This is a genomic window from uncultured Streptococcus sp. (assembly GCF_963521865.1).
Classification (GTDB): Bacteria; Bacillota; Bacilli; order Lactobacillales; family Streptococcaceae; genus Streptococcus.
In genome coordinates, this window is record NZ_CAUQWY010000009.1 from 17,667 (window position 1) to 30,730 (window position 13,064).

The 13,064-nt window shown below is 41.6% G+C and carries 14 protein-coding genes; all 14 read right to left on the reverse strand.

Annotated elements, in window-relative coordinates; genetic code table 11:
* Window positions 1-87: 87 nt before the first annotated feature.
* The gene (gene groL, locus RWO85_RS04135) at window positions 88-1,710 is read right to left on the reverse strand and encodes a chaperonin GroEL (RefSeq protein WP_314414202.1); all 1,623 of its coding nucleotides are present in this window, start codon (window positions 1,708-1,710) and stop codon (window positions 88-90) included.
* 15 nt (window positions 1,711-1,725) lie between these two features.
* The gene (groES, locus tag RWO85_RS04140; protein ID WP_247918188.1) at window positions 1,726-2,010 is read right to left on the reverse strand and encodes a co-chaperone GroES; all 285 of its coding nucleotides are present in this window, start codon (window positions 2,008-2,010) and stop codon (window positions 1,726-1,728) included.
* A 155-nt stretch (window positions 2,011-2,165) separates the two neighbouring features.
* Window positions 2,166-2,561 (reverse strand): single-stranded DNA-binding protein, encoded by a 396-nt coding sequence (locus tag RWO85_RS04145; RefSeq protein ID WP_000282442.1) that lies wholly within the window; start codon window positions 2,559-2,561, stop codon window positions 2,166-2,168.
* A gap of 75 nt (window positions 2,562-2,636) precedes the next feature.
* On the reverse strand, window positions 2,637-3,398 hold the full coding sequence (locus RWO85_RS04150) for an SDR family NAD(P)-dependent oxidoreductase (RefSeq protein WP_314414203.1): 762 nt from the start codon (window positions 3,396-3,398) through the stop codon (window positions 2,637-2,639).
* A gap of 41 nt (window positions 3,399-3,439) precedes the next feature.
* Entirely contained in the window at window positions 3,440-4,066 is a 627-nt protein-coding gene (gene ytpR / locus RWO85_RS04155; protein WP_314414204.1) for a YtpR family tRNA-binding protein, read from the reverse strand.
* Between the two features lie 14 nt (window positions 4,067-4,080).
* A complete protein-coding gene (locus tag RWO85_RS04160) occupies window positions 4,081-4,398 on the reverse strand; it encodes a thioredoxin family protein (RefSeq protein ID WP_314414206.1) in 318 nt (105 codons plus the stop codon).
* Window positions 4,395-4,694 carry a DUF4651 domain-containing protein gene (locus RWO85_RS04165; protein WP_001013971.1) on the reverse strand — a complete coding sequence of 100 codons (300 nt, stop codon included), beginning with the start codon at window positions 4,692-4,694 and terminating at the stop codon, window positions 4,395-4,397. The genes RWO85_RS04160 and RWO85_RS04165 overlap by 4 nt, the downstream gene beginning before the upstream one ends.
* A gap of 236 nt (window positions 4,695-4,930) precedes the next feature.
* The gene (locus RWO85_RS04170) at window positions 4,931-6,004 is read right to left on the reverse strand and encodes an N-acetylmuramoyl-L-alanine amidase family protein (RefSeq protein WP_314414207.1); all 1,074 of its coding nucleotides are present in this window, start codon (window positions 6,002-6,004) and stop codon (window positions 4,931-4,933) included.
* Window positions 6,005-6,123: 119 nt separating this feature from the next.
* Window positions 6,124-7,731, reverse strand: coding sequence for a CTP synthase (locus RWO85_RS04175; protein WP_314414208.1), 1,608 nt, complete (start codon window positions 7,729-7,731; stop codon window positions 6,124-6,126).
* 236 nt (window positions 7,732-7,967) lie between these two features.
* Window positions 7,968-8,555: a DNA-directed RNA polymerase subunit delta gene (gene rpoE, locus RWO85_RS04180; RefSeq protein ID WP_000418401.1), complete on the reverse strand. Its 588-nt coding sequence runs from the start codon at window positions 8,553-8,555 to the stop codon at window positions 7,968-7,970.
* Window positions 8,556-8,959: 404 nt separating this feature from the next.
* Window positions 8,960-10,105, reverse strand: a complete 1,146-nt coding sequence (locus RWO85_RS04185) for an ABC transporter permease (protein WP_314414209.1) — start codon at window positions 10,103-10,105, stop codon at window positions 8,960-8,962.
* Window positions 10,106-10,108: 3 nt separating this feature from the next.
* Window positions 10,109-10,789 (reverse strand): ABC transporter ATP-binding protein, encoded by a 681-nt coding sequence (locus tag RWO85_RS04190; protein ID WP_261149503.1) that lies wholly within the window; start codon window positions 10,787-10,789, stop codon window positions 10,109-10,111.
* Complete coding sequence (locus RWO85_RS04195; RefSeq protein WP_314414210.1) at window positions 10,786-11,361, reverse strand: TetR family transcriptional regulator; 576 nt, start codon at window positions 11,359-11,361, stop codon at window positions 10,786-10,788. The genes RWO85_RS04190 and RWO85_RS04195 overlap by 4 nt, the downstream gene beginning before the upstream one ends.
* Before the next feature lie 118 nt (window positions 11,362-11,479).
* Window positions 11,480-13,057: a hypothetical protein gene (locus tag RWO85_RS04200; protein ID WP_314414212.1), complete on the reverse strand. Its 1,578-nt coding sequence runs from the start codon at window positions 13,055-13,057 to the stop codon at window positions 11,480-11,482.
* Between the last annotated feature and the right edge of the window lie 7 nt (window positions 13,058-13,064).

Below are 13,064 nucleotides of genomic sequence, written 5' to 3' on the forward strand. Positions count from 1 at the left end.
AAATCTATTTAGAAGTGAATATCATAAAAAGGAGGAATAGGCATTCCCTCCTTTTGTGTTTTTTATAAGTTGCTATCTACAGAAAGCTTACATCATACCGCCCATCATGCTTGGATCCATGGCTGGAGCTGGGGCTACTGGTTCTGGTTTATTGGCAACGACTGCTTCCGTGGTCAAAATCAAGCTGGCTACAGATGCTGCATTTTGTAGGGCTGAACGACTCACTTTAACTGGGTCGATAATCCCTTGATCAATCATGTTGACCCATTCACCAGTTGCTGCGTTGAAACCTGTACCAAGCTCGGCATTTTTCAAACGATCGATAACGATAGACCCTTCAAACCCTGCATTGTGGGCGATTTGACGGACTGGTTCTTCCAAAGCACGGAGAACAATATTGCGACCCGTTGCTTCGTCTCCTGTCAATTCCAAGGCAACAACAGCTGGGATGACATTGGCAAGGGCTGTTCCACCACCTGCAACGATACCTTCTTCAACAGCTGCACGAGTAGCGTTAAGGGCATCTTCGATGCGGAGTTTCATTTCTTTCAACTCAGTTTCAGTTGCAGCTCCGACCTTGATGACTGCAACACCACCTGACAATTTTGCCAATCGTTCTTGCAATTTTTCACGGTCAAATTCAGAAGTTGTGGTTTCGATTTGAGACTTGATAACTGCAACACGGTGAGAAATCGCTTCAGGATTTCCAGCACCTTCTACGATAACGGTGCTATCTTTGTCCACAGTTACTCTCGCTACTTGACCAAGTGCTTCAATTGTAGCATCTTTCAACTCAAGACCAAGGTCTTCTGTGATAACTGTTCCGCCTGTTAAGATGGCGATATCTTCTAGCATAGCTTTGCGACGGTCACCAAAACCAGGTGCCTTAACTGCTACTACGTTGAAGGTCCCACGAATCTTGTTCAAAACAAGAGTTGGAAGAGCTTCACCATCTACATCATCCGCAATAATCAAGAGTGGACGATTGCTTTGGAGAATGCTTTCTAGAAGTGGTAAGATTTCTTGGATATTTGAAATCTTCTTATCAGTAATCAAAATGTATGGATTTTCAAGGTCAGCTACCATTTTTTCGCTATCTGTCACCATGTACTGTGAAAGATAACCACGGTCGAACTGCATTCCTTCTACGACTTCAAGCTCTGTTTCCATACCACGTGACTCTTCGATAGTGATGACTCCGTCTTTGCCAACTTTTTCCATGGCTTCAGAAATGTATTCGCCGACTTTTTCAGAACGAGAAGATACGGCAGCAACCTGAGCGATAGCTTCTTTATTGGCAACAGGGATGGCGTTGTTTTTCAAGGCTTCAACTGCTGCAGCAACTGCTGTTTCAATCCCACGACGAATACCGATTGGATTTGCACCTGCTGTGACGTTTTTGATTCCTTCACGGACGATTGCTTGGGTCAAAACAGTTGCAGTTGTAGTCCCATCACCTGCAATATCATTGGTTTTTGAAGCTACTTCTGATACTAACTTAGCACCCATATTTTCAAAATGGTCTTCCAATTCGATTTCTTTAGCAATGGTCACACCATCATTGGTAATCAAGGGTGAGCCAAATGATTTTTCCAACACAACGTTACGACCTTTTGGTCCCAAGGTTACTTTCACAGTATCTGCAAGGATATCGACACCACGAACCATAGCTGAACGAGCATCAGATGAAAATTTAATTTCTTTTGACATACTTACTTTCTCCTTCTATTCTTCAATGATTGCCAAGATGTTAGCTTCGCCTACGATGATGTACTTTTCATCGCCATCTTTGACATCAATACCTGCGTGAGCTTCAACTAAGACACGGTCTCCAGCTTTAACACTTGGAGCCACCAAGTCACCGTTCAAGGTACGAACACCTTGTCCAGTAGCCACAACTTGAGCTGTTTTGGTTTTTTCTTGGGCTGAACCTGCGAGGACAAAGCCTCCAACAGTTTGTTCTTTTTCTTCTACTTTTAAGACCACACGGTCCCCTAATGGTTTCAACATCTGATTTCCTCCATAATGAGATAGATAGTATTAGCACTCTTTATATCTGAGTGCTAATTCATAGTTCTATTGTATCACTTGGTCAGAAATAGTCAAGAAAAAAGTCTGACTTTCTAAAGATAAAAAGCCTGAGACTAACTCAGACTTTTCAATGTTTAAAACGGCAATTCCTCCTCTTCCAAGACCAAATCCGCCAAATCCTGCCCTGCGTTATTTTCACGCATGGCACGTTGGGCACGACTTTCCAAGAGTTGGAATCCTGTGACAAGTACTTCGGTCACGTAGTTCATCTGACCATTTTTCTCAAAGCGACGGGTACGCAATTCCCCATCAACGGAAATGAGACTACCTTTGGTTGCGTAGCTTGCCAAGGTTTCTGCTAGTCTGCCCCATAGGACCATATTGACAAAATCAGCTTCGCGTTCACCGTTTTGGTCTTTGTAACGACGGTTCACAGCGATAGTTGCGCGCGCTACTGACTTGTCATTGTTGGTTTTGTGCAATTCTGGTGTAGACGTCAAGCGTCCGATTAAGATAACTTTATTATACATATTTTTTCCTCCTACTTATCTATTCGCAGGAAATCAAAAAAGTTACAGAAATTTGTAACTTTTCGAGGAAATTTTTTACTTTTTATGAACCATGAAACCTGTCGCCTGTTGATTGGCCATGATGGTCATATCTGTAATCTGCACACGACGAGGTTGACTGGTCACATAGACTACTGTGTCTGCAATATCCTGAGCTTGCAAGGCTTCGATTCCCTGATAGACGGACGCAGCTCGCTCTTTGTCACCATGAAAACGAACTGTAGAGAAATCTGTTTCGACAATTCCAGGCTGAATGGTCGTAACCTTGATATCCGTTGCAATGGTATCAATTCGCAGTCCATCTGAAAAAGTCTTAACTGCTGCCTTGGTAGCTGAATAAACTGCTGCACCTGCATAAGCATAAATTCCTGCGGTTGAGCCCATATTGATGATATGCCCTTGATTGGCTTTTACCATTGCTGACAAGAAACAGCGAGTGACTGCCATCAAACCCTTGACATTGGTATCCAACATTGTCAACATATCCAGCTCCTCATAGTCTTGATAGGGAGCCAAGCCAAGAGCTAGTCCAGCATTATTGACCAAGATATCAATTTGAGCTATCGTTTCTAGAATATCGGAGCAGACAGTCTTGACCATGATCATATCCGTGACATCTAGTGGAAAAGTCCAAACTGTTTGATTTGGAAAAGTTTCTGCAAACTCCGACTTGAGGGTTTCTAGTCTGTCTATCCGTCGTCCTGTTAAAACAACATTCTCACCCTGCTCCAGATAAGCACGCGCAATCGCTTCACCGATTCCTGATGTCGCCCCTGTAATCACAACATTTTTTGCCATCTTATTTCCTTCTATCTAGTCTATCAGATATTAACAACTTCTTAGGCAGTCCAGTGTTTAGCTGGGTCAAATGGAGTTCCAACAACTTGGTCTTCTGATAATTCAATAATACCACGTTTTTGCGGAGCATTTGGCAAATGCAATTCACGAGGGCTACACATCATGCCAAAACTCTTTTCACCACGAAGCTCACCTGGGAAAATAAGATTGCCTTTGGGCATCATAGCTCCTGGAAGAGCCACAATGGTTTTCAATCCCACACGCGCATTGGGAGCCCCTGCTACGATTTGCACTGTCTTGTCACTTGCAACTGCAACTTGGCAGATGTTGAGGTGGTCACTATCTGGATGAGCTACCATCTCGACAATTTCACCAACAACAAACTTAGGTTCCTTGTCATTGACAATTTCTTCTTTAAAATCTTCCGCCTGCAATTCTTGGTTCAAACGAGCTACTTGCTCATCTGATAAAAAGACTTGACCGCGCTCTGCAATTTCAAATAAACTTGAAACTTCGAAAATATTCCAAGCAACTGTTTCCCCATTATCTTTGAGAAAAACACGGGCTACCTTGCCCTTGCGTTCTACATCCAGTTTAGCATCTCCGCTATTTTTCACGATGACCATAAGGACATCACCGACATGTTCTTTATTATATGTAAAAATCATTGTTTCCTTTTCTCCTATTTCAGTCCTGCTAAAAAGTCGTTAATTTGTTGCTTGCTTTTACGGTCGCGATTGACAAAACGGCCGATTTCCTTATCCTTTTCTAGAACAACAAGGCTAGGAATTCCGTAAACATCCCAGAGTTTGGCCAAATCCATATACCGATCTCGATCCACTCGAATAAAGGTGAACTCTGGATTGGTCTCCTCAATTTCTGGTAAGACAGGATAGATATAACGACAATCGCCACACCAGTCTGCCACAAAAAGAAAGACCTTCTTGCCCTCTTTTTCCACCAAAGATGCCAATTCTTCTAAACTTGCTGGTTGTATCATAAGACTTCCTCCTCATAGACTAGGTCTTCATTTTCATAGACAAAGGTATAATGACGGCCATCCTCAAAAATGACGCCACCAACCAAGCTCTCTAGACTGCTTTCATAAACTTGAACATAGAGGGTCGCAATTTCCCCCATGTCTGAAAAATGGTCTCGTACAATCGCTGTCAACTCTTCCTGAGTCTTCATGAGCTTACGGTCATCTGCAACTTTTTTCGTAGCAAGGGCAAGGCTCCCAATACCAAGCAGAGCCAGACCTGCCATCCACATTTTTTTAGCTTTCATACCATTCATTTTAACACAAAAAAGGCTTTAGGACAAATGAGGAAGCAGCAGAAAAGCAAGTAAAAAGCCTCTTCCTTTAAGGAAAAGGACTTCTTATACTAGAGCAAACTAAGAAGCTAGTCGCAGGTTGCTCAAAGCACTGCTTTGAGGTTGTAGATAGAACTGACGAAGTCAGCTCAAAACACTGTTTTGAGGTTGTGGATGAAGCTGACGTGGTTTGAAGAGATTTTCGAAGAGTATTATTCTTATTGCCAGGCACCTGAGTTGCCAACGTAGTAACCATCAGGTGTGTAGGTATTACGAAGCATCTTACCTGATGAAGCTAGATAGTACCACTTGCCATTATCTTTGACCCAATCATTCGCTAACATGGCACCAGAAGAACTTACATAATACCAGTCTCCCTTGTCATAAACCCAAGTGCTTGCTTTCATGGCTCCTGAAGTTGATAAATAGTACCACTTGCCTTGATCATAAAGCCAATCACTAGCAACCATGGCTCCCGATGATTTAAAGGCATACCAGTTGCTACCTTGATAGAGCCAAGTTTGATTGAACATGACTCCTTTATCGTTCATAAAGTACCAAGTTCCCTTGTCCTTAACCCAATCCTTCTCCACTAATTGACCTTGTTTTTGATAGTACCAGTTTTGGTTTGATTTTAGCCAGCTTTCTGCTTTCACAATCGGATAAAGTTCTTTGAAAGATCCTCCATCATATTTATGACTAATAGACTTTTGTTTTTCAAGTTTCAACTCACCATTGTCATAGTCTGCCCAAGCATATACTTTTTGACCATTGACAGTTTCTGGTAGGGTGGCAGTATAAGTCTTGGTTTGATAATCCCATTTAGCATCAAGGTAGGTGTATTGATCATTTGATTCTTCAATACGATAGTAGCCTCTCTTTCCACTATCATTATGAATATCATCCACAACTTTCGTTGACCAGGTCTTCACTTCGTTTCCGCTCTTAGCCTCGACCTTGATATCTCCTCTATAGCCATATGGAACATAGAAATTCAGGTAACGCCCTTCTACACCCATCATAGACTTGTCCTTTTCTTGACCTAAGAAATTGACAGTCTGATCTTGACCATTGAGACTAACATTCCACTCGATTTTCTCAGTTTTTGGAAAATCCAAGACTTTGATATCCACTTCATGACCATTGTTAAACCGAAGAATCTTGCCATCTTGATACTGTACTCCACACTTAACAACCCATTCTTCTTTAAGCTCAAATGCCTGCCCTGAATGTGGAAAAGCCAGTAAAGCTAGACCAGCTAGAGACAAACCAAATAGTGTGATTTTTTTCATTGTAGTTCCTCCTCAATTGTTGTTATGTTAATTATATCACTATATTTTTGTTTTGCAAATCTTATCCTAAATATGCAAGCAAAAAACCTCTGAGATTCTTCTCAAAGGTTCTGATTTTGCTAATTGCTGTTCTCAACCGCTGCAGTAATAAAGGCAGTGTAGAGTTCTTCTGGGCGATTTGGACGGCTTGACAGTTCAGGGTGATACTGACAAGCCACAAAGAATTTATTTTCTGGAATTTCCACAATTTCGACCAAACGATTGTCTGGAGAAACACCTGAGAAGACAAAACCTGCTGCCTCAAACTGCTCACGGAAGGCGTTGTTAAACTCATAGCGGTGACGGTGACGGCGTTGCACCACTTCTTGATTGTGATAAGCAGCCGCTGCCTTAGAGCCACGCTTCAACTTAGATGGATAAAGTCCCAAGCGAAGGGTTCCCCCCATATCCTCAACATCAATCTGATCACGCATGATATCAATGATAGGGTATTTTGTTTCTGGTGCAAGCTCTGCTGAATTAGCACCTTCAAGTCCTAAAACGTGACGAGCAAACTCGATACAAGTCAACTGCATGCCCAAGCAGACACCCAACATTGGAACATCATTTTCACGCGCATAGCGGATGGCTTGGATTTTACCTTCCGTACCACGTTGACCAAAACCTCCTGGTACGATGATTCCGTCCGCATCAGACAAGAGCTCTGCCACATTCTCTGCTGTCACATCATTGGCATTGATCCAATTGATTTTCACTTCTGCGTCGTTGGCATAACCAGAGTGTTTCAAGGCTTCGACCACTGAGATGTAGGCATCTTGCAACTCCACATACTTACCGACAAGGGAAATTTTAACTTGTTTCTTGAGGTTCATGACCTTGTCCACCATAGTTGACCACTCTGTCATATCCGCTACAGGTGCGTCTAGTTTCAAATGGTCACAGACAATTTGGTCCATACCTTGAGCCTGCAAGTTCAGTGGAATTTGGTAAAGATGTTCGACATCCAACGATTCGATAACGGCTTCTGGTGCTACATCACAGAACTGGGCCAGTTTATTTTTAATTCCTTGACCAGCTGGCTCTTCTGTACGAATAACCAACATATTTGGCTGGATTCCCAATCCACGTAATTCTTTTACAGAGTGTTGAGTTGGTTTGGTTTTCATTTCACCAGCTGCCTTGAGATATGGAAGCAAAGTTGTATGAATGTACATGACATTATCTGCACCCACATCTGCCTTCATCTGACGAAGGGCCTCTAGAAATGGCAAGGACTCGATATCCCCGACAGTTCCACCAACCTCTGTGATAATGACATCAGAATCTGTCGTTAGAGCGGCACGCTTGATTTTTTCTTTCAAAGCATCTGTGATATGAGGAATGACTTGAACAGTTGCCCCAAGGTATTCTCCACGGCGTTCCTTACGAAGAACTTCACTGTAAATTTTACCAGTTGTCACGTTGGAATATTTGTTAAGATTGATATCGATGAAACGTTCATAGTGACCCAAGTCCAAGTCTGTCTCAGCTCCGTCATCTGTCACAAAAACTTCCCCGTGCTGGTAAGGACTCATAGTTCCCGGATCGATATTGATATAAGGGTCAAATTTTTGAATGGTTACTTTGAGACCACGATTTTTCAAGAGACGGCCCAAACTTGCTGCCACAATCCCTTTCCCAATAGACGATACCACACCACCAGTTACAAAAATATATTTCGTAGACATAGATTCCTCTTTCTAAAATGCTCAAGGTCTTGTCAACTACGAAGGGACATAGAAAACAAGACCCTACTAATAAGAATAATCTGGAACGACTGCACCAGATTCACAACTAAAATACAAGAAGATAACTTCTTGAAAAAACAAAAATAGCTCCCTAAGAACTAGGGAGCCCCGACCTCTAAAAGAGGTGCCCAAACAATATGATACCTAAAAATAAGATAATTGTCAATAGCTAACTTTTATTCCTCGATGTTTTCAGCATCATCATCTGAAAACTCGTCGTCGTCTTCGTTGAGATCCACGTCTTCACCCAAGTCATCAGGAGCGATTTCGTTGATTTCTGCATCGTAAGCTTCCACTTCATTTTTCTCATCATCTGGATTTTCATCATCGTATGAAAGAGCTGGATCTGCTTCATATGCATCTTCATCTTCTGGATCATCTGCATTGTAGTCAATAGCATCTGAATCGCCATCCATGAAGGCATTGACACGTTTTTTCTTAGCTTTTGGTGCCACTTCATCGTCGTCATTTTCTTCAAGAGCGATGATTTCTTCGTCGATTTCGTCCACACCATACCATGAACGAAGCCCCCATTTGTTGTCTCCAAGTGAGATGAAGCTACCGTCAAAGTTCAACTCTGTGTAGAACAAAGGCAAGGCTTCGCGGATATCGCTGTTTGATGTTCCAAGGTAGTTTTGAATTTCGTTTACAAGATCGCTAAAATGCATCTCATGATCACGACCACGAAGTTCCAAGATAGCACGCGCTACCTCAATCATAGATAGTTCACTTTTTTCTTGCCCAGCAAATACTTCTAATTCCAAAGCGTTTCTCCTCATTTATACTACTATCGCCAGAGCGAACAGACTCTGACCTCATTTTATCATGTACTCTTTATTTTACGATAATTTTGCAGAATAGTCAAAGGTTAAGAAAAAATAAAGGTGAAATATTTCAGCTAATTGAAAGACCTGTGTAACATGACCACAGGTATATTGATTTATTCATAACTCAAGGCTGCAACTCCAATACCAACCACAAACTGCAAGAGGATTCCTACAGAGATAAAGGATTATTTGTTGCGTCAAACCAAGTAAAAAGATCATTTCAGGTCCTGCCAGTAACTTCGTTTTCTTTCCTTTATTTCATTTTCCCAAGAATAGTGAAAAATCCTTCTCTTGTTAATGAGTTTCATAAGAAAAAGGCTGGAGAATCCAACCTTCTCTATTTATTCAGCTAAGAGTACTTCTTTGATGGTTTGCTTTTGGAGTTTTCTGTTGGATAGATAAAAGAGGCTTTCATAAACCACAGCAAAACCGATCAAAGTCCAGAAGCAAACATTCCCATCAAAGTGATGCTCAATCTTTTCAGGAACCGTATCTTTGATCACACCAATCAAGATTTCCATGATAGCGTACTGATAAGCCGTCCCAAGAACAAATCCTAGATAGGTCCAGAAACGATAGGGAGATAGGATATGACCTTGGCATTCACGATCTGTGTAGCCAAAAGCCTTCATAAGAGCCAGGGTTTCGCGACTTTCTGAGACGACAATCCCCAATGACAAAAAGAGAATAGAGAAAGAAAGGGTCAAGCCAATCATGATCATCATGGTTTGGATGATGTCATCTGTGTAGTCCCTTAGACCAAAGGACAATTGAACCATGGCCGCAAAACACATAGAGCCAAAGACTATAAAAAACAGGATAGATTTTCTCCCCCAAATTAGTGACGAGGACAGCTCTTTTAGGAAGTCTTTCTCTTTCTTAGGAGCCCTCTTTCTCCTTTTGACCTTGATTGGTGTTGGGGGACTTTTCAATAAGCGAAGAGCCGGCGTTTGTAGTTGTCTTCTAGCATAACCAACCGCGATAAGCATAAAAAATGCCGTTGGAAGGACCACAAAAGCAAGCAAGAGCTGCCAATGAAAATGAATGGTGATTTCTGGCAGGATCCCCTTTTCATTCCGAAAGTCATAAAAATGCCCCATCATAAGAAAAGAAGCGGAATAGCCAAGAAGCGCTCCGGCACCAAAACTGAGCCCAAATGCCCAAAATCGTTTAGCCAACTGACCATTGCTATAGCCCAAAGCCTTTAAAATTCCTAATTGTTCCTTATGATCATCGACAAATTGTTTGATATAAAAACACATGAGAAGGACCGACGTCAAGGACAAGACAACTCCACTGACCATGGCCACCATCCAAGAAAGCGAAACCTGAGCGTCATAGTAGGTCTGAATCATGGGATTAGTTTTAGAAATCTCCAACTGCTCGATATCAAGGTAAAAATTCAAGAAGAGATTGGCCACAAAGACCGCACAAGCCCCAATGATACTGACGACAACTAATTTTCGAATATCTTTTACTGAAAACATGGCTTACCATCCAATCTCATAAGCAGTCTGAGGCCGATCATTGGTCACAACTTCGGTAATCTTGCCACTATTGACACGAATAATAGTTCTTGCCATATTCGCAATATTTTGGTTGTGCGTCACCATGATGAGGGTAAAGCCCAGCTTTTCCTTTAACTCCCAGATATAGTCGAGAATCTTGCGTCCTGTTTCTTCATCGAGGGCTCCCGTCGGCTCATCTAAGAAAAGAATCTCTGGCTTTTTGGCCAAGGCCCGAGCAATGGAGACTCTCTGCTGTTCCCCACCTGACAATTCACTCGGATACTTGTCCAGCTTATCTCCAAGTCCCAAATCCTCGATAATCTGCAAAAAATCATGATTGTTTGCCAGGTCTGCCCCCATCTTTACATTCTGTCTGACTGTTAGATTAGGCAATAAATAATACTGCTGAAAAATAAAGGCAATCTTCTCACGTCTAAAGGCTGTCAATTGAGTATCTGTGAGTTGAGCTAAATCCTGTCCTTGAATGAGGATATGTCCCTCGTCTACCTTTTCTAAACCTGACAGAACGTTTAAGAGAGTTGACTTGCCTGATCCAGAAGGACCGAGGATAACCACATCATCCTGGTCTTGAATCTGCAAATCAATCCCTTTTAAAACCTTGGTTTGGCCGTAACTTTTGTGCACATTTTCTAGTTGAATCATTTCTTTCCTACCATTTCTTTGATGAGAGATTGACAAACCTCTGTCAGTAATCCAATCACTTCTTCCATGCTGAATTGATAAATGCCAGAAGCAACCATTGAGGCCATCCCGTGCGAGTAGATAAATAGATGCTGGTACAAGCGACCAGCCTCCTCTACATTCAAAGGATAGTCTGCGACGATCGAATCCAGAACCAATTGGTAACTATGATCCTTCATGGGAAGAAAATCTTGAAAGCGACGAATCGGATCTTTGCTGGGATTTTGGAAAAGCAATTGAAAGAGTTGGGGGTCTTTTGAGGCGAAAAGGATATAAGCAACCCCGACGGATCGAAAAGGCTTCTCATCTTCTAAGGCCTTACGAATATACTCCACCACGACCATTTCCGCAGCACCAATAACCTCTGCTTGTAACTCGGCCATATTGGCAAATTGCCCAAAAATGACTCTTGGTGTGGCTCCCAGTTGCTCCGCTAATGCTCGAGCCGTCAAACTAGCCATGCCCTCTTCTCTCACCAATTGTAAAGCTGTCCCAATGATAGCCTCTTTACTAAATTTAATCTTTGGCGGCATAAGACTCCTTTCACGTAACATTCGTTGCGCAACACTTGTTGCATAAAAAGAATACCATAAAAAAGAAAGACTTGTCAAGAAAAAACTGTAAAACACAAAACAAAAAACAGCGAACTTTTTATTTCTTTGCTACCCAGCCGATGGCATCGCTAGGTGGATTTTCGGTATCAATCCAGATGAATTCAATACCGATTTCCCCATTTTTAAACTTAGTCAAGCGAATACCATTGATTTCCAGTTCATTAAGTCGTTGACCTGTCAAGACTTCTCGTTCTTTCAACTGGAAAACACCACATAAAATCCAATTCCCGAGGATTTCTTGCTTATCGGTAGACTGAATTGCCTTACCAGATTCTTGGTTGATATAGGCATTAATGACATCACCAGAAGATAAGAATCGTAGCTTAAAGGTTCTTTCTTCTTTTGGTAGAGCTAGTTTTTTAGTGCCAGGTTCAAAAGTCCCAAATCCAGAACCAAAGAAATCGGGCCTTTCATCATGGAAGTTCTTAGAGTCAGGCAGAGGAATGTAAACTTCACTAACTGGACGATACACTAACTGCTCAATTTCTTTAATGAGCTTTTCATTGCCAGTCTTGTGGACAAAGTGAATCAAATCTTCACGAATAGCCTTCATCTGAGCTTTTTCTTCCTTGCTCGTCCATTTTTTCAAGAGAATTTCTTCTAAGGAAAAAGTCACAAAAGCTAGTTCTTCTGGAGCCAGACTTTCTTTGAATTTTTCCTGAATCTTTAGAATCCGTGGCAGACGATCTTTCTTAGCTAGTTTTGAACCACCATTAAAGGCATTGAAACCAGAGTTTTCTTCCACATTTCCATGTTTATCTGTGATAGCCCAAGATACTGTTTCTAAGATCTCAGCTTTATCCTTTTCAGCTGTCAGTAAATGGAGATTTTCAAATAGCGAAAAAGGATCTTCAATATAATGGACGTCCCAAGTGTCTACAACAATGTCCTTATTGTTAAAAGTCATGTGGAGCTGGCTATCAGCTGCTGTATACTTGTAATGATGTTGTCCATCCGTAAATCGAAAATTGGTTGGATTGTTTTTGGTAGTTGATCCTTCAATGACCAGATTATCAATATCGACTGGCAAATAAGATGTTTCACCGACAAAAATCTTAGGATTTTCTCCCTTCGGTGTCGGCATAAGAACGTGATAAACAGCTTCAACATTGACCGAGTCCGAACTAAATCCCTTGATTTGTGCCTTAGAAGATTCGATTCTCTGATTTCTCAAAGTCGCAATCTTTCGTGCCAACTCTTCATAGCGTTGATAGTTTTTCTTGTCTGCTGTTTCTTTATCTGCTGAAATATCTGCATGGAATTTGATATCACCCAACAATTCCGTCCAAGATTGAGAATCTTTTTTAAACTGAGCGATTTTTTGGTCTCCCGAATTAATTCCAAAAGACTTGATACCCACTAGGTATTTATGATTTTCATCCACAACGACAGAGGCATCATAGGAGGTATTGGCAATATCTTCCCCAACCGCATTAAAAGCCTTCTGGAAGACTGTTTCTTGAAATTTAGAATTAACAATCGGAGCAACATAATTCTCTGTTTGTCCCTCATCTTCAGATTCTGCCTTTTGAGAGAAAGCTTGGCTCAAACTAGCGAAGTTGGTAATTAAGGTTTTGTATTTGTCTTTTTGTTCAGACTTTAGATGTTCCCACATAAGCACC

Coding starts and splice junctions, on each gene's coding strand:
- RWO85_RS04165 (WP_001013971.1), bottom strand. CDS start 4,694: ATGAATGGTATGAAAGCTAAAAAAATGTGGATGGCAGGTCTGGCTCTG.
- RWO85_RS04190 (WP_261149503.1), bottom strand. CDS start 10,789: ATGATTCAACTAGAAAATGTGCACAAAAGTTACGGCCAAACCAAGGTT.
- RWO85_RS04160 (WP_314414206.1), bottom strand. CDS start 4,398: ATGATACAACCAGCAAGTTTAGAAGAATTGGCATCTTTGGTGGAAAAA.
- RWO85_RS04175 (WP_314414208.1), bottom strand. CDS start 7,731: ATGTCTACGAAATATATTTTTGTAACTGGTGGTGTGGTATCGTCTATT.
- RWO85_RS04145 (WP_000282442.1), bottom strand. CDS start 2,561: ATGTATAATAAAGTTATCTTAATCGGACGCTTGACGTCTACACCAGAA.
- RWO85_RS04195 (WP_314414210.1), bottom strand. CDS start 11,361: ATGCCGCCAAAGATTAAATTTAGTAAAGAGGCTATCATTGGGACAGCT.
- RWO85_RS04200 (WP_314414212.1), bottom strand. CDS start 13,057: ATGTGGGAACATCTAAAGTCTGAACAAAAAGACAAATACAAAACCTTA.
- RWO85_RS04185 (WP_314414209.1), bottom strand. CDS start 10,105: ATGTTTTCAGTAAAAGATATTCGAAAATTAGTTGTCGTCAGTATCATT.
- groL (WP_314414202.1), bottom strand. CDS start 1,710: ATGTCAAAAGAAATTAAATTTTCATCTGATGCTCGTTCAGCTATGGTT.
- groES (WP_247918188.1), bottom strand. CDS start 2,010: ATGTTGAAACCATTAGGGGACCGTGTGGTCTTAAAAGTAGAAGAAAAA.
- RWO85_RS04170 (WP_314414207.1), bottom strand. CDS start 6,004: ATGAAAAAAATCACACTATTTGGTTTGTCTCTAGCTGGTCTAGCTTTA.
- ytpR (WP_314414204.1), bottom strand. CDS start 4,066: ATGATTTTTACATATAATAAAGAACATGTCGGTGATGTCCTTATGGTC.
- RWO85_RS04150 (WP_314414203.1), bottom strand. CDS start 3,398: ATGGCAAAAAATGTTGTGATTACAGGGGCGACATCAGGAATCGGTGAA.